The sequence below is a fragment of the Jatrophihabitans sp. GAS493 genome (assembly GCF_900230215.1).
Lineage (GTDB): Bacteria > Actinomycetota > Actinomycetes > Mycobacteriales > Jatrophihabitantaceae > MT45.
The window spans coordinates 4,344,357-4,361,693 of sequence record NZ_LT907982.1 but is presented as its reverse complement, the minus strand read 5'-3'; the positions used below and the strand labels follow the sequence as shown (position 1 = coordinate 4,361,693).

The 17,337-nt window shown below is 66.9% G+C and carries 10 protein-coding genes; 6 read left to right on the top strand and 4 right to left on the bottom strand.

Annotation, left to right across the window (positions count from 1 at the left end; genetic code table 11):
* The first annotated feature begins 116 nt into the window (after positions 1-116).
* Positions 117-1,259, top strand: coding sequence for an alpha/beta fold hydrolase (locus tag CPH63_RS22985; RefSeq protein WP_096304517.1), 1,143 nt, complete (start codon positions 117-119; stop codon positions 1,257-1,259).
* A gap of 179 nt (positions 1,260-1,438) precedes the next feature.
* On the opposite strand, the gene CPH63_RS20000 is transcribed toward CPH63_RS22985, so the two are convergent.
* A complete protein-coding gene (locus CPH63_RS20000) occupies positions 1,439-1,762 on the bottom strand; it encodes a putative quinol monooxygenase (protein ID WP_096304516.1) in 324 nt (107 codons plus the stop codon).
* A 592-nt stretch (positions 1,763-2,354) separates the two neighbouring features.
* Here CPH63_RS20000 and CPH63_RS19990 point away from each other — a divergent pair.
* Positions 2,355-3,176 carry a class I SAM-dependent methyltransferase gene (locus CPH63_RS19990; protein ID WP_096304514.1) on the top strand — a complete coding sequence of 274 codons (822 nt, stop codon included), beginning with the start codon at positions 2,355-2,357 and terminating at the stop codon, positions 3,174-3,176.
* A 20-nt stretch (positions 3,177-3,196) separates the two neighbouring features.
* On the opposite strand, the gene CPH63_RS19985 is transcribed toward CPH63_RS19990, so the two are convergent.
* A complete protein-coding gene (locus CPH63_RS19985; RefSeq protein ID WP_096304513.1) occupies positions 3,197-4,015 on the bottom strand; it encodes a DNA-formamidopyrimidine glycosylase family protein in 819 nt (272 codons plus the stop codon).
* A 64-nt stretch (positions 4,016-4,079) separates the two neighbouring features.
* Between CPH63_RS19985 and CPH63_RS19980 the strand changes: the two genes are divergently transcribed.
* The 3 genes from CPH63_RS19980 to CPH63_RS19970 all read left to right on the top strand — a co-directional run bounded on the left by CPH63_RS19980 (position 4,080) and on the right by CPH63_RS19970 (position 10,437).
* Positions 4,080-4,946 carry an exodeoxyribonuclease III gene (locus CPH63_RS19980; protein ID WP_096304512.1) on the top strand — a complete coding sequence of 289 codons (867 nt, stop codon included), beginning with the start codon at positions 4,080-4,082 and terminating at the stop codon, positions 4,944-4,946.
* A 510-nt stretch (positions 4,947-5,456) separates the two neighbouring features.
* Positions 5,457-9,731, top strand: a complete 4,275-nt coding sequence (locus tag CPH63_RS19975) for an S-layer family protein (protein ID WP_096304511.1) — start codon at positions 5,457-5,459, stop codon at positions 9,729-9,731.
* 67 nt (positions 9,732-9,798) lie between these two features.
* Complete coding sequence (locus CPH63_RS19970) at positions 9,799-10,437, top strand: alpha-ketoglutarate-dependent dioxygenase AlkB (RefSeq protein WP_096304510.1); 639 nt, start codon at positions 9,799-9,801, stop codon at positions 10,435-10,437.
* Between the two features lie 34 nt (positions 10,438-10,471).
* Here the strand turns inward: CPH63_RS19970 and CPH63_RS19965 are convergent, their stop codons facing one another.
* Together CPH63_RS19965 and CPH63_RS19960 are read right to left on the bottom strand one after the other, a co-directional pair.
* Complete coding sequence (locus CPH63_RS19965; RefSeq protein ID WP_172892246.1) at positions 10,472-13,447, bottom strand: hypothetical protein; 2,976 nt, start codon at positions 13,445-13,447, stop codon at positions 10,472-10,474.
* 257 nt (positions 13,448-13,704) lie between these two features.
* The gene (locus CPH63_RS19960; RefSeq protein ID WP_096304508.1) at positions 13,705-13,971 is read right to left on the bottom strand and encodes a hypothetical protein; all 267 of its coding nucleotides are present in this window, start codon (positions 13,969-13,971) and stop codon (positions 13,705-13,707) included.
* Positions 13,972-14,279: 308 nt separating this feature from the next.
* Between CPH63_RS19960 and CPH63_RS22855 the strand changes: the two genes are divergently transcribed.
* Entirely contained in the window at positions 14,280-17,213 is a 2,934-nt protein-coding gene (locus tag CPH63_RS22855; protein WP_206745596.1) for a S53 family peptidase, read from the top strand.
* Positions 17,214-17,337: the final 124 nt, after the last annotated feature.

The following is a 17,337-nucleotide window of genomic DNA, read 5'->3' as shown; positions in this document are numbered from 1 at the left end:
GCTTGAGGGACCCGGGTCCGCCGTCTGGGCGAGCGCATCGACACCGGAGCTGGACGGCGTCGCGCCGCTCGACGACGCAGGCGCAGCAGCGGCGAGTTCGGCGTTAGGATTTCTGTATGGCGAGCCAGGGCCGGTCGCACTTGCCGCAGCAGCAGGTGCAGTTCTGTCAGGCACCGGACGGGGTGCGGATCGCCTACGCCGTTCACGGCCAGGGGCCGCCCCTGCTGATCTCCACCTGCTGGCTGAGCCACCTCCAGTTCGACTGGGAGAGCCCGGTCTGGCGGCATTTCCTGCGCGATCTCGGCCAGTTCGCCACTGTCATCCGCTTCGACGAGCGCGGGCATGGCCTATCCGATTGGGACGTCACCGACCACAGCCTTCAGGCACGCATCGGTGACCTCGAGGCGGTGGCCGACGCCGCCGGCTTCCCGACGTTCGCCTTGATGGCGATGGCTCAGGGCGGCCCGGTCGCCATCAGCTACACGGCACGCCATCCCGAGCGGGTGTCGCGCCTGATCTTCTACGGCAGCTACTCCAGTGCATCCCAGGGACTGAGCGCCGAGGACTTCGCCCTCGAGGACACCTTCGGGCAGCTGATCAAGGTCGGATGGGCGCGCCCCGATTCGACCTTCCGCCGCGTCTTCACCTCGCTGATGATTCCCGGGGCAACCGAGGAGCAGATGTGCTGGCTGGATGACCTGCAGCGGGTCGCGGTCTCGGCCGGCACTGCCTATACAGCCCGGCAGCAACGCTTCGCGGCCGACGCCGACGCGCTGTTACCGCAGTTGTCGTTGCCGACACTGATCCTGCACTCGGTCGGGGACCGGATGAACTCCTTCGAGTACGGCCGGCACCTGGCGGCCAGCATCGCCGGAGCGAGACTGGTCGCGCTGGAGGGGGAGAACCACATCGTGCTCGAGGAGGATGCGGCGTGGCCGGTCTTCGTGGCGGAGGTTCGCCAGTTCCTGGCCGCCGACGGGGTGGTCGACCGGGTGGACGGCGGGATGGGTAGCAGGGCGGGCGACAGCGGCCGTGAACGGCGTCCGCCACTCAACGGCTCGGTTGACTCCCTCCTGTCGCCTCGCGAACTTGACGTGCTGCGGTTGGTGGCCGACGGGCGGGAGAACGAGGAGATTGCGGTCGCCCTGCAGTTGAGCCGGCGCACCGTGGAGCGGCACCTGCAGAACATCTACGGCAAGCTCGGTCTCCAGGGCCGCTCGGCCCGCATCGCCGCCGCCCGCCTGCTCACGCCGGTCTGAACGACAGCGCGAGGACAGGGCAACGACAGCGCGAGGCCAGCGCACCGATAGCGCACGCACCGAGGCGAGTGGGGGCTAACTGGGCGTGTCCCATTTCGGGACCGGCTCGGGCCATGAAGCCCAAACGCACTCTCATGCCGATGAGCGTGTGCGGACTCGGGCAGGTCCGCCGGTATCGCCTACTCGGTGTCGCCCGGCAGGGCCGGGATGGCCGCGTATGGGTGTGCTTCGATCCGGACCGGCGGCTCGGCGAGCAGGTCGATGATCTCGTCGCGAAGTTCGTCGGCCATGTCGCTGGACTCGTAAGCGTCTTTGGCTTCGACGGAGCGGAATACCTCGATGTTCCAGAGCACGTCGGGGTCGGCGTCCTCGCGAAGCATGATGAACCGGTCGGACGAGTCCGACTTCGTCATGCCGATGGTCGCCAGTTCGAATAGGCGGTCGCCCTTTCCGGGCTTCGCGCGCATCTTGATGATGTATGAAGGCTGGTCCTTGAAGGCCATGATGTGGTCTCTTTCGCGAGGGCTGAACAGTGGGCTGTTGCATGCGGGGGATGGAGATCGGCGATCCTTCGCCATCATCCTTCGCCGGATCATGCGGACCGCCAGATCCACCTTCAGTCATAGCACAGCCAACGCACTCTTCTGCCGCATTCCGTGCGCAGTCACGCTGCGGCAGGGAGTGCGCCTCGACCGCCACGAGGCGCTTGGCGCCCTTCGTGCGGCCGTAGGGGCATCCTCGGGCGTGGAAGGTGAGCCCGCCGTTGGAGGCACCGCGCGTCCACCACCCGCCGCAGGTCCGGTGCGTGCTGAGGCCCGCGCTTGCCAGGCGTGTTGAACACCGGTTCCAGCAGCGCCCACTGCTCGTCTGTCAGGTCATTTGAGTACGGCATGCGGCCTACGATGCCGTCGACGCCGGCCACCGCAGTCCCAAACAAATGGGACACACCCGGTAAGCACTACGCGTTGACCGCCAACTGAGGCGCCGAGCGTGACGGAAGATGCGTAGTGACACCGATGTATGGGTGCCTGCCCCAGCCTTAGCGTTCGGATACGTCGCCGATCGGCGGCCGGATTCGAGCTGAGGAGTACGACGATGGAGCAGGCGGCAATGGTGCTGGACCCGATCAAGGCCAAGCACCGGGCAATGTGGGCAATGGGGGACTACGACCGGGTAGCCACCGAGGTGGTCGGTGAGCTCGGCGGTGTCCTCGTCGAGTCAGCCGCGGTGCAACCGGGCGAGACGGTGTTGGATGTCGCGGCCGGTTCCGGCAACGCCAGCCTTCCCGCGGCCCGGGCCGGGGCTCAGGTGCTGGCAACCGACCTCACCCCGGAACTACTGCAGATCGGACGGGAACGCGCCGCCGGACTTTCGTTGCCGGTGCAGTGGCAGGAGGCCGACGCCGAACACCTGCCATTCGAAGACGCCGCGTTCGACGTGGTGCTCTCCTGCCTCGGAGTCATGTTCGCGCCGTTCCACCAGCCGGTGGCCGACGAGCTCCTTCGGGTCTGCCGTCCCGGTGGCCGGATCGGGCTGATCAACTGGACGCCCAGCGGCTTCATCGGTCAGATGTTCGCCGCCCTGAAGCCCTTCGCGGCGGCCCCGCCTCCGGGTGCCACGCCGGGCCCGCTGTGGGGCGACGAGGAGCATATCCGGTCGCTACTGGGTGCGGAGGCCACTGATCTGCAGGCCGAGCGGCGGGTGCTGAGAGTCGACCGCTTCGCCTCCGCCGCGATATTCCGAGAGTTCTTCGCGACCTTCTACGGTCCGACCATCGCCGCCTATCGCAACGTCGCCGACGACCCGCAGCGCACAGCCGACCTGGATCGAGCCCTGATCGAACTCGCCGAGCGCTTCGGAGCCGCCAGTGGAGTCATGGAGTGGGAGTACCTGCTCGTCGTCGCGCAGCGGGCGTAAGAAACCCCCGAAGGCCTAGCTCACGCCTGCTCGCGGGCACACCACCAGGTGGTGCGGCCGCCCACCGTCCCGCGTTTCATGACCGATCCGCACCGCGGGCAGTGCGCATCATGCGTGCGGAACGGAATGATCGAGAGTGTGTGCACGCCGCCGCCGTCGATGGCCGCACCAACTGCGCGACGCACCGCCCGGTAGAGACGGTCGGTCTCGGAACGATCCAGCGTGTTCACCGGACGGGACGGGTTGAGCTTGGCCAGCCAGAGGGCCTGATCGGCCAGCAGGTTGCCGATGCCGGCGACCGCCTCCTGATCGAGCAGCCGCGCCTTCACCGGCGCGCTGCCCCGAGCCAGCATGGCGCGAAACTGCGGGCCGGTGATCTGGCGGGCGTCCGGTCCGAGGCGCTCGACGGGTGGATCGAGACGAACCCGTCCCAGGCGGCGCGGGTCGATGAGTAGCAGTCGGCCACCGTCGGCGAACGCCAATGAAAAGCGGGAGAATCGGTAGTCGCCGGCCGCCCGTCCGCGCTCCCAGTAGTCGCCTCCGTCGACCTCGCTGCCCTGGCCGTCGGCGATGACGATCTTGCCCGACATGCCGAGGTGGATCCCCAAGGTCGGACCGGGCGACTTCGACCGGCCGACGCCGGAGGTGTCACACCACATGCTCTTGCCTTGGCGATGGGCGACCGTCAGGCTGCGGCCCAGGAGCGCGCTGCGGATCTCTCCCGGCGAGTGCGGGCGGCATTCGTAGGTGTCCGAATCGTCCACGTCGACGATCACGCGATGCAACGCGGCCCGTTCGATGACGCTGCGGGCGGACTCGACCTCAGGTAGTTCGGGCACGGTGTCCAACGTAGTGGGTGCGTCCCCGGGGTCGTGGCGACGGCGGTCGGACTAGGTTGGATTGGTGCGGATAGCGACCTGGAACGTCAACTCGATCAAACAGCGCATGCCGAGATTCCTGCCGTGGCTGGACGAACGGCAGCCGGACATCGTCTGCCTGCAGGAGACGAAGCTGAACGACGCAGCAATCGCGGAGCTCCTCGACGACGAGCTGGCCGCTCGCGGCTATCAGGGCGCCTACTACGGGCAGGCGCAGTGGAACGGCGTGGCGCTGCTGTCCAAGGTCGGCCTCGATGACGTCGTCCGTGGCATCCCCGGCGCGCCGGGTTTCCCCGATCCGGAGGCCCGGGCCATCTCCGGCACCTGCGGCGGCATCCGCGTGCATTCGCTCTACGTTCCGAACGGTCGCAGCGTCGGCTCCGATCACTACGAGTACAAGCTGGCCTGGCTCGCGGCTCTGCGGGAGGACGTTGCGGAGGGTCCTGATGCTGCACTCGTCTGCGGCGACATGAACATCGCTCCGACCGATGCCGACGTCTTCGACCCGGGGGCCTACGTCGACCAGACCCATGTCACCGCACCGGAGCGGGCAGCGCTGGGAGAACTGCTGAAGCTGGGCCTGCATGACGTCGTGCGCGAGCGCTGGCCGGACGAGAAGGTCTTTAGCTACTGGGATTACCGGGCTGGAATGTTCCATCAGAACTTGGGAATGCGCATCGACCTGGTTCTGGCCTCACCCCCGGTCGCCGGACGGACCGTGGCGGCCTGGATCGACCGGCAGGCCCGCAAGGGGACCGGGCCGAGTGACCACGCGCCGGTGATCGTCGACCTGGATGAGGCACCGGACGGCGATATCGGGCCGATGGTGCCACCACCGTCAGCGGCTCGCGGCGCAAAGAAGACGATCAAGCTTCCGCAATCTCGCCACTGATGATTTGGCTTACTTGATTAGGCAATGCCCCACGCCGGGCGTTCTTAGTCACAGCGGTACGTCCGCTTGTGCGAGGGTAAGTGGTCTAGCGCTCAACTACCCATAGAGATGGGCGATCACTGCAAGTGATTCGAGGGCGCGTCGTTAAAGGGACGTAAATTTCGTCCGCCAATTTCGTCATAACACAGACTTAACAAATTGTTGAAATCGTGGCCGGAATTCCCGGCGTCGCGGAATCCACTCGACGCGATGGTATTTAATTCATGCCTTGTGCGCAGGTGCTATTCGTGAGATGTTGCGTTTCGCAGTCGCCATGCGAATGGATTCGATCTCCACCCCGCGACCGCGTGCATCCTGGTGCGTAACCCCCAACGCGCGCTCCATACGCTAAACGATTTCCGGTCCTCGCCGGACTCGCCATACTTCCGCGCGCCCAGCGCGCCATTCGTTCCGAACTCTCATGTTCTGCTCTCATGTTCTGCTCTCATGTTCTAGGTCAGGGGTCCTGTCATGTCGCGCCACCGTTCGTCCCGCCGCTCGTCGAAGAGATTCACGCGCCTCTCGTTCCTGCTCACCGCCGTTGTCGCGTTGCTACTGCCCCTCTTCGCCGGGACGACGCCGGCCGGCGCCGACTCGCCGGTGCAGGTGACGGTCGCCGACACCGGCGTGCTGAAGCCCACGACGGGTACCACCACGGTCGCGTTCACCATCCGGCTGACTCACCCCTCCACCAACACCGTCACGGTGAACTGGGCGACCGCTGACGGCACCGCCATCGCCGGACGGGACTACACCGCCCGGACCGGGGTCGCGAGCTTCTCGCCGGGCGTCGTCAGTTCCGTCGTGACGGTGACCATCACCGGCAACGCGATCGCCAGCGGCAATCGCTACTTCAATTTCCAGCTGACCAGCGCCTCCTACGGCACGATCATCCGCGGCACCGCCTACGGCACGATCATCGACGACACCCCCGCCCCGTTCGTCAGCGTGGCCGACACGGCGGCCAACAACGCGACCGGCGCGGCGGGCTCGATCACGTTCACCGTCACTCTGAGCCAGGCCAGCACCAATATCGTGACCGTCCGCTACCGCACCGCGAACGGAAACGCGCGGGCCGGGCTCGAGTACACCGCGCAGAACGGGACGCTCTCCTTCAGCCCCGGCACCACGAGCCAGGTGGTCAGCGTGGCGCTGCTCGGGCACGTGCCGCCGGAGCAGTCCTGGTACTTGAGTCTCGGGCTCAGCTCGCCGACCAACGCCACCGTGCTGGACGGGACGGGCTACGGCTACATCACCAACCCGGACCGGGTCGCCCAGGCGGTCGTCGACAACGTCGGCGTCAGCAAGCCGGCCTCGGGTACCTCGGTCGTCTCGGTGCCGGTGCGCCTCATCACCGCCTCCACGGTGGCTGCGACCTTCGACTACTACACCTCCGACGGCAGCGCCGTCGCCGGGACGGACTACGTCGGCACCCGTGGCACCATCACCTTCGCCGCCGGGGTCACCAGCGCCACTATCCCGGTGACGATCAACGGCAACGCGACGACGAGCACTCCGAAGTACTTCTCGGTGAACATCAACAACCCGTCAGCCGGGGCGGCGGTACTGGCCAACGCCTACGTGACGATCGTGAGCCCCGGTGCGTCGACGCCGCAGATCGCGGTGCGTGCGGCCGGCATCATCAAGCCGACCAGCGGGACCGCGACGATGAGCTTCACCATCACCGCGCAGCCTGCCCCCACGACCGCCCTCACCATGTCCTACGCGACCTCGAACAGCTCGGCGATCGCCGGCACCGACTACACGGCGACCTCGGGAACGGCGACCATCGCCGCCGGTGCGACCTCGACCACCGTCACCGTCCCGGTGCTTGGCAACCAGATCCCGACCGGTGACCCGTTCTTCTACCTGAACATCAGCAACAACTCAGCGGGGACGCTGACCAACAGCTACAACAAGGGCGTCATCGAGGCGGCCGCCGCCAGCCAGCAGTCGCCGTGGTTGTCGGTCAACACCTCCAGTGCGATTCTCCCGTCCACTGGCAGCGCCACGATGAACTACACGGTCACGCTGTCGCCGGCCAGTGGCAGCACGGCCACCGTCCAGTACGCGACCTTCAACAACTCCGCGGTCGCCGGCACCGACTACACCGCCCAGGCCGGCACGCTGACCTTCGCCCCGGGGGAGACCTCGAAGGTGATCAGCGTTCCGCTCATCGCCAGCAAGTTGCCAGGCGCGGACAAGTCATTCGGGCTCACCATCTCGTCGCCGACCAACAGCCGGATCGACACCGCCTCGGCCTACGGCACCATTCGCAACCAGAACTACCCGCCGGTGCTGGCCATCGGTGACGCGTCGGCCTACCGCTCAGCCCTCGGTACGGCGACGATGACCTTCCCGATCACCCTCTCGGCTCCGTCGGTGAATCCGGTTGTCGTCACCTACTCGACCTCCAACGGTTCGGCCGTCGCCGGCACCGACTACACCGCGGCCAGCGGCACCCTGACCATCCCCGCCGGGGCCACGACGGCGAGCGTGAAGGTGTCGATCCCGAAGTTGGCCGTCTACTCCGCGCAGCTCTACTTCTACTTGAACATCTCCTCAGCCACCAATGCGCTGCTGTCGAACAACTACGGTTACGGCTACATCATCAGTAACACGGTGGTGCCCGTGGTCTCGGTGACTGACACCGCGGTGGTCGCCTCGGCGGCCGCGACCAACGCCGTCTTCACCATCGGTCTGGGGGCCCCGAACAGCAACGCCGTGACGGTGAAGTACGCGACCTCGAACGGCAGCGCGGTCAGCGGCACCGACTACACCGCGACCAGCGGCATCGCCACCTTCGCAGCCGGCGTCACCAGTCTCACCGTCTCGGTGCCGGTCGCGGCGAATACCGTCTCGGTCGGGTCGTCGTATTTCTACCTCTCACTGAACACGCCGACAAATGCCTACGTCGGCCGCGCTACATCCACCGCCACGATCCTCTACCAGGCGGTCACGCCGCAGCTCTCGGTCGGCGACTCGACGGTGACCCGGCAGGCGACCGGCACCAAGAACGCGACGTACACCGTGACCCTCTCGCCGGCCAGTACGACCACCGTGACGGTCAACTACTCGACGAGCAACGGCAGCGCGGTCGCCGGCACCGACTTCACTGCGACCTCCGGAACGCTCACCTTCGCCCCCGGCACGACCAGCCAGACGGTCACCGTGCCGATCACGGCGAATGCGTCCAGCACGGCCGATCGCTACTACTACTTCAGCCTGGGATCCGCGGTGAACGCCAGCATTCTGCGCGCAACCGGCTACGGCGAGATCGTCGACACGGTGGCTCCGACCAGCGGCCTCTCCTACGCGACGGTGAGCGACGCGACGGTGATCGCGCCGGTGAGTGGCACGACGACGGCCACCTTCACCGTCTCGCTGCTGCCGGCCGCCACCAGCACCGTGACCATGTCCTACGCCACCGCGGACTCGAGTGCGCTCGCCGAGCACGACTACACACCGGTACGGGGAACGCTCACCTTCACCCCCGGCCAGACGAGTAAGACGGTGACCGTGCCGGTGTTGGCGCAGCAGTACGCGTCGGCCCCGCAGAGTTTCACGCTCGGGGTCTCGCAGACCAGCGGCCCGGTTACCCTGCAACGCTCCTACGGCTACGGGGTGATCCTCGACCCGCAGCCGGGTGGTGTCATCACCTCGGGTGCCGACAAGTCAGTGGTCCGCGGCACCTCGGGCTCGACCACCATGACGTTCAAGGTCTCCCTGATCCCGGCGCAGCTGGTGCCGGTCACCGTGGACTACCGCACGGTCGACGAGTCGGCGATCGCCGGGAAGGACTACGCGCCGATTACCGGCTCGCTCACCTTCGCCCCGGGCCAGACCAGCGCGACGGTCTCGACGACGGTCAAGGGTGATCACACGGCCAGCGCGACCAAGTACTTCGGGCTGCTGCTGGAGAATCCGTCACCGGTCGGCGTCGCGCCGTACAGCAGTTACGCCTACGGCTACCTGGATCCGATCGACACCTTCTCCATCACCGGCACCGTGCGCGACCAGGCCGGCGCGGCCGTCTCCGGAGCCACGGTCACCCGCACCGGCAACAACCAGCCCACGGTCGCGGTGACGACGGCGGCCGATGGGACGTACTCGATACCGAACGCGGTCTCGGGTTCGTACACGCTGACCCCTTCCGGTCTCGGACGTACCTATCTACCGGCTTCGGTGCCGGTGACGGTGGCCGGCAAGTCGATCGGCAGCCAGTCGATCATCGGCTACACGGGCGTGATCATCGGCGGCAAGATCAGCTCCGCCGGGGCGGCCCTGGCCGGGGCGACCATCACCCGGGCCGGCGGTGGGCTGCCGACGGTCACGGTGACGAGCAACTCGCTCGGTTACTACGCCGTCCCGGCCACCACCGCGGGTGCGTACACCATGACGGCGGCGCTGAGCGGATATGCGGCCTCGGCGCCGGCGTCGTACACGACGAACATCGCCGCGACCGCCGTCACCTCCGACAGTTTCTTCCTGGTTAAGGCGCCCTACATCACGGTCAAGCTGGTGGGGCCGGGGGGCGTGGAGGTGACGACGGCGACGGTCACCGCGAGCGGACCGATCACATCGACGGCTACCACGAATGTGCATGGAAACTATGCCTTCTCGGCGCTCTCGGCCGGCACCTACACGGTCACTCCGACGCTGTCGGGGAAGACCTTCACGCCGGCCAGCGCGCCGGCGACCATCACCGCGACGACCGGAGCGCAACTCACCTTCACCGAGAACTGAGGTCGGTCAGCGACACACCCGCCCAACATTTCGAACGTACGTGCTAGATCTGCGGTAGGCTACCGGCATGACGGCAGCGGCTGAGTGCTTTCAGAGCTCCCTCTTCGGCGGCGAGGAGGAGGTCAGTGTGCGGGCGCTGGGTCGGGCCGTCGAGCGCGACCAGCTCGGCAATGGCGCCTGGCTTGATATTCGGCGCTCCTGGCTGGGTGGGGCCGACCTGCTCTTCGAACGGCTCCGGCGCGACGTGGAGTGGCACGAGGAGCGTCGGGTCATGTACGAGCGGGTCGTGGATGTGCCGCGACTGCTGGCCTTCTTCGGCGAGGATGACGCATTGCCGGACGAGTCGCTGAACCTGGCGAAGTGCGTTCTCGACGAGCACTACATCGCCGAACTGGGGGAGCCGTTCCGCACTGCCGGCCTCTGCCTCTACCGGGACGGGCGGGACAGCGTGGCCTGGCACGGCGACCGGATCGGCCGGGGCAACACCGAGGACACCATGGTGGCGATCCTGTCGCTCGGCGCGCCCCGGGCGCTCATGCTGCGTCCCTGCGGGGGTGGGGCGTCGCGTCGCTACGAGGTCGGGCACGGCGATCTGGTGGTGATGGGCGGCAGTTGCCAGCGCACCTGGGAGCATGCCGTCCCGAAGACGACCCGCCCCATCGGTCCGCGGATCAGCGTGCAGTTCCGACCGCGGGGCGTGCTCTGAGCGGGCACGCCGTCGCGGGACGGAGGGGCAGCGGTTAGTTGCCGATGTAGAAGTTCCCGGCCGTGTCGGCCATCGCGCAGAACGTCGGTGACGGGCACGAGATTGCCTTAACGGTCAGGCCGTAGGAGACGTCCGCGTAGCTAACCCAGTACGTTCCGTTAAAGCCGTAGACCGCTCCGCTGCCGTCGACCGCCGAGCAGAACGTGGTTGATGCGCAGGAGACGGACACCAACGCGACGCTCTGGTCGCCGGTGACCTCCTGGCTGCTCCACGAATCGCCGTTGAACGCAAGGGCGTTCCCCTCTTGGTCGACCGCGACGCAGAACGTTGCGGAGGCACAGGAGATTCCGGTGAGATTGGATCCATCGACGTTGCCGCCGTACCAGGTCCCGTCGATGTAGAAGCCGACGTCGCCCGACGTCACGGTGGCGCAGAACGTCGACGAGACGCATGAAACCGGGCTGCCGGTGTAGCCCGGCACATTCGCCCAGCTACTGCCGTTGAAGACCCGGATATCTGTCTGGTTCGGACCGGCCGCGACACAGAAGGATGTCGAGACACAGGAGACCGAATCGTCCGAGGTGTTTCCGACGGACACCGGAGTGCTCCATGTGCTGCCGTTGTAGATCGTCGACATTGGGCTCGAGATCGTGCCGGTGATGGCGAGGCAGAAGGTCGCTGACTTGCACGAGACGGACGTGAGACCGTCCGCCGTAGGAGCCGTCGTGGATCCATCGAGGTGGCCGTTGACGAAGGTGTAGGCGGTGGTGGTGTCGTCTACCGCCATGCAGAACGCGGCTGACGAGCAGGAAATATCGGTTACCCCTCGCTGCGGGGCCGATGGCATCCAGGCGAGATGGGCCGCTGACCACGAGGCGCCATTGTAAGTCGCGGTGTGCCCCTTGTAGTCCGACGCGATACAGGACGTCGTCGACGCGCAGTCGATGGTGGTGGCGCCGTCCAAGGTCAGCCCGCTACCCGCGTTCGTCCACGTGGTGCCGTTGAAGGCCCAGGCCGTGCTCGAATCGTAGGGGCTGCCATCGAAGTCGATGCCGACACAGAACGTCGAGCTCTTGCAGGAAACCTCGTAGATCTCGTAGTTCGGGCGTGACGGGCCTTCGACGTCGGTCACCTGACCCCACTGACCGCTCTTGTAGATAATCGCATTCCCGGAGTCGTCGACCGCGGCGCAGAAGAGATCCGTCGTGCAGGAGACGGTGGTGACGCGGTGGGTTCCATCGATGTTCTTGAGGGTGCCCCAGGCGGAGCCGTTGTAGATCGTTGCGTCGCCGGTGTAGTCGACCGCCGCGCAGAAGCTGGCAGTAGCGCAGGAGACGGTGATGAAACTCTTGTTTGCCGAGATAAGTGTCGGGCTCGACCAGGTGCCGCTGTGGTACACGACGGCGTTGCTGTTGAAGTCCACAACCTGGCAGAACGTTGTCGTCGGGCAGGAGACGCTACTGATCGCGTTGTCGCCGTCGATGTCCTGGGCGCCGCTCCAGTTGGTTCCGTTGTAGATGAAGGCGTTGCCGTAGAAATCGACGGCAACGCAGAACGTGGTGGTGGCGCAGGAGACGGAGCTGAGGCCGCCGTCGTTGGAGTCGACCTGGACCGGGGTCGACCAGGTGACGCCGTTGTCGGTGGTGGTCGCGGCTGAACCCTTGGTGTCGACGCCGACGCAGAGCGTGGTGGACGGGCAGGAGATGTCGTTGTAGTTATCCGGATACATCGTTGCGGTCTGGTTCCAGCTCAGTGCTGTGGTGCCGGTGACGGTGGAGCGTGCTGCGTATCCGCTCGCGTCGTGCGGGAAGAGGGCGTAGGAGTAGGTGACGTTATGGGCGACTGAGGTGTCGGTGACGTACCCCTCGGTCGCCGTTACATCGCCGATAAGAGTGCCCGATGTCGGGCTGGTCGGGGCGACCGCGCCGACTGCTCGGCGGACCATCACCTGGCCGCTGGTGACCCCGGTCCGCAGCAGCCACGCGACGACGATGGTGGTCTCGTCGGTGTACACGATCGCAGCTGAAGCTAGGGGTTTCGCGGTCAGGACCGGCGGTGGGATGAGGCCGGTGCGCCAGGACCAGAGGGCTTTGCCGGCGACGTAGATGACGAGGTTGCCGTCGTTTTGGATGGTGAGGGTGGCTGAGGTGCCGGTGGTGTGGGTCGACCAGAGGGCTTTGCCGGCGTTGTAGATGACGAGGTTGCCGTCGGTCTGCATGCTGAGGCTGGCGTTGGTGGCTTTGGTGTGGCTGGACCACAGCGCTTTGGTGCCGGCGTAGACGACGAAGTTTCCGTCGGTCTGGATGGTGGTGCGGTAGGCGTGGTTGGGCGACAGGAGTGATCCGCCGCGGGGCAGTGTGTGCCCGGCGGTGAGGGATGCGGGTGTGGGTGGGGCGATGAGGCCGGTGCGCCAGGACCAGAGGGCTTTGCCGGCGACGTAGATGACGAGGTTGCCGTCGTTTTGGATGGTGAGGGTGGCTGAGGTGCCGGTGGTGTGGGTCGACCAGAGGGCTTTGCCGGCGTTGTAGATGACGAGGTTGCCGTCGGTCTGCATGCTGAGGCTGGCGTTGGTGGCTTTAGTGTGGGTGGACCACAGCGCTTTGGTGCCGGCGTAGACGACGAAGTTTCCGTCGGTCTGGATTGTGGTGCGGTAGGCGTGGTTGGGCGACAGGAGTGATCCGCCGCGGGGCAGTGTGTGCCCGGCGGTGAGGGATGCGGGTGTGGGTGGGGCGATGAGGCCGGTGCGCCAGGACCAGAGGGCTTTGCCGGCGACGTAGATGACGAGGTTGCCGTCGTTTTGGATGGTGAGGGTGGCTGAGGTGCCGGTGGTGTGGGTCGACCAGAGGGCTTTGCCGGCGTTGTAGATGACGAGGTTGCCGTCGGTCTGCATGCTGAGGCTGGCGTTGGTGGCTTTGGTGTGGGTGGACCACAGCGCTTTGGTGCCGGCGTAGACGACGAAGTTTCCGTCGGTCTGCATCGTCGCGGTGTAGGCCCCGTTCGGGGAGCCCAAGGAGGCTCCCGTAGCGAGGCTCTGACCGGCGCTCAGAACACTCGGCACCGAAGCGCCAGCCGGGCTAGGTGCGCCCAGCCCCACCACGGCAACAGCCGCTGACACCAGCAAAACTAGGAGAGATCGTGCACCGTGCGTAACCCGACGAGCCATTGATGTGAGTTCCTTAAGTAGATCGGCTCGGGCACTGTAGCAGGCGATCCGACATTTCCGAACGCCATACCTACCGTCCGGTAGGTATGGCGGATAAATACCCGTCAGGGCTTGTTCTGGCGAAGCAGTCGTTCAAGTTGAAGGTCGTCGATCTCGGTCCAGCCGAGGAACGGCGCCCGGTCTGGCTCGGCGCCAATATCGTGGGTGAGGGCAGACACCTCGCTGGCCGTCGCCTCCCACTCCGCCTCGCCGGTGTCTCTTCTGGCGTCGTCGATCACGGCGGCCGCCTGCCGGTAGGCGTCCTTGAGGAGAAAACGCATGGCGCCGACGACGAACGCGGTGATGGCGGCGACTAGCAGCAGCGTGGTCACTGGGTGGTCAACTGCTCTCTGATCGGAGTGGCCGGCACCTGCCAATCGGCGTCCGGTCCACGGAAACGAGCTCAAGTGACTCAGGTCGCGGTGAGCTGAGGTCCCGAGAGAACTCATACGACCGTCGAATGACCCGTTTTCAAGTCGATGTACGCCCAGAATCCTGATAATTTAGCGTCGTCTCATCCGCCGAGGATCGGCGGATAACCCGGCAGGAGCCCTCGATCTTGTTGCGATTCATCTCAGCACCGTCCCGTACGCGGCGCGCTGTCATCGTCCTGATCGCCGTTGCCGCGCTCGTATCGGTCGTGGCTAGCGGTTTTGGCCCCGGGCCTACGAAACCGACGAAGACCACGGCGGCTGCCGGATCGACGAGCTCCGATCCACCCGCGACAACCGCAACGTCGGGCTCGACCGAGACCTCGCCGTCCGCCGTAACGGCAGCGCCGAAAGCCAGCCCCGCTCTCAGTTCGGCGCCGCAGCCGGCGGCCGCTCACCCCACCCCGGCGCCTGCACCCGCTCACAACTCGGCGACGGGCGCCCTGACCGCGCCGGCTCGGCCGGTCGCCGACGTCCCGACGACGCCGAACTGTGCCATCGCCTCATCTCCGGGGCAGGCCCGCTGCCTGAGCGTGCGGGTCGACGGCACCCAACCGGCTGCGAGTGCGCAGCCGGCCAGTGCCCCGGGCGGCCTGAGCCCGGCCGATCTCGCGTCGGCCTACAACCTGAACTCGACCAGCGGAACCGGCCAGACGGTAGCGCTCATCGACGCCTACGACGCTCCCTATGTCGAGTCCGACCTTGCGGTCTACCGCGCGCAGTACGGCCTGCCGGCCTGCACGACGGCCAATGGCTGCTTCAAGAAGGTGAACCAGACTGGTGTCGCCACTCCGCTGCCGGCCGCCGACAGCGGTTGGGCCCAGGAGACGACCCTCGACGTGCAGATGGTCTCGGCGGTCTGCCCGAACTGCAAGATTCTCCTGGTCGAGGCCAATGATTCCTACATCAGCAGCCTGGGTGCGGGAGTGAAGACCGCCGTCCGGTTGGGGGCGAAGTACGTCTCGAACAGCTACGGCGGTCCGGACTCCGGCTCCGATTCCTACTACGACACCAACTTCTACAAGCAGGCGGGTGTCGTGATCACCGCCAGCACCGGTGACGACGGCTACGAGACGAATTATCCGGCCAGTTCTGCCTATGTCACCGCAGTCGGCGGCACCACCCTGACCACGGCGAACTCCGCTCGGGGCTGGGGCGAGTCGGCCTGGTCGGGGGCCGGCAGCGGCTGCACCCTCTACGAGGCCAAGCCCACGTTCCAGTCCGGCATCGCCACCGGCTGCACCGGACGGGCCGTCGCCGATGTCTCGGCCGTCGCGAACCCGGCAACCGGAGTCGCCGTGTATTACGGGGGATGGGGGGTCTTCGGAGGGACCAGCGTCGCGTCCCCGATCGTTGCCGCGGTCTACGCGCTGGCCGGTCCCCCCGCCGCCTCGGACTACGCCAATGCCTACCCATACGCCCACAGCACCAACTTCTACGACGTCACGTCGGGCAACAACGGCAGCTGCGGCGGCTCGCAGCTCTGCACCGCGACCACCGGCTGGGACGGGCCGACCGGGCTCGGTTCACCCAATGGCAGCGCCGGTTTCAGCAGCAGTGTCGTGCCGACGCCGACCCCGGTTCCAACGCCAACCCCGGTTCCAACGCCGACCCCGGTGCCGCTGAGCGCCTCGGTCACGGTGAGCGGGACGCCGGTCGCCGGACTGCCGAGTGATGTTTCGGTCGCCGTCACCCTGCCGTCCGGGGACACAGTCACCTCGATTCGCTGGACCGCCGACAATGCCGGCTGCCAGTTCAGCTCGCCGACCGTGGCCAGCACGACGCTCACCTGCAACGCGGGATCGGCCGACCCGGTGATCACGGCTCAGGTCAACGACCGCAACGGGTCGAGCGTGACCGCCTCCGCCACGGTGGCCTTCGACCAGCCCTCGATACCGCGAGACGTCGACGTCACGCTCTCCGCGGCCGGGCAGACTGGTGCCGACCAGTCGATCTGCCTCTCCGCCCCGACCGCCCTGCGGGCCACCGTGACCGACCACCTGACCGGCACACCGGTGCGCGGGGTGGCGATGAGCTTTAGCCAGCAGATCGGCCTGGACGCCGCGACCGACATCTCCTCGGTCCTGCTCACCGGGGCGGACGGTGTTGCCGCCACATCGTCGACCAGCGCCGTCTCGGTAATCTACGCGGCCGATGTGCAAGCAACCGGCGCCTTCGCCGCCGGCAGCACCAGCGTCAACGCCACCGCCGTGCTGTGCGCGCCCACATTGACGTCGAGTGTCAGCCGGGTGGTCGTCAATCCCGGCGTCGCGGTCACGGTGAGCGGGGTGGTCACCCGGGCCGGCGCCAACGGGAGTGTCCCGCTTCCCGTCGCCAGTGTGCAGATCATCGCGACGGTGGCCGGTCACGCGACGGTGCTGGCCACCGCGATCAGCTCGGCAACCGGCGCTTTCAGCGTGAACGTCACCCCGAAGGCCAGTGGGACGCTGTCGGCAGCGCTGCCGGCGACCGCTTCGTGGACGGCCGCCCATTCGGCGGCGACGGCGGTGACGGTGAACCCGATCCTGACCCGGATGACCGCCGGCATCAGTTCGCACAACGTCGGCTACGGCACGGTGGTCACCTTCTCCGGGTACCTACAGCGATCGCTCGGAGGCGTCCTGACTGCCCTTCCGGCCTCCCGAGTCAACATCTACGGAACGCCGCCCCACGCCGCGGCCCGGGTCGTGGCCACCACGATCGTCCACGGAACCGGGGCCTGGTCGGTGAGCCTGACCGGAACCGCGTCGATGAGCCTGACCGCGCGCTACGCCGGCGTGACGGCCCAACCGGCGGCGGCGGTGTCGCTGGGCTCGCTGATCGTCGGCAATTGGAGCACCGCGGCCAAACTGAAGGCTCAGCACACCCAGGTGGCCGCCGGCGTCCGCAGCCTCTACACCGGCTCGGTGACAAAGCGGTACGGCAGCGTGGTGCGGCCGGCCGCTGGGGTCTCGGTGGCCATCTACGGCCGCAATTCCAAGGGGCAGAACGTTTATCTGACGACGGTGGTGACCGCGGCCAACGGCACCTTCGCCGCGAAGGTGGCGCTGCGGCAGCAGGCCACCCTCACCGCGGTGGTGCGGGCCAAGGCCGGGATCCTGGCCTCCACCTCGCCCCGAGTCTCGATCACGATCAAGCGCTGACCCGCCTGGCGGCGTGTCCCGGACCGCAGCACTGTCCTAAGTACCCGCCTGCCCCCGCTTTGTCCTTCGAGCATCCGAGATCTGGCGAGCAGGCGGAACTTCGGGAGACAAAGCGGGCCGCGAC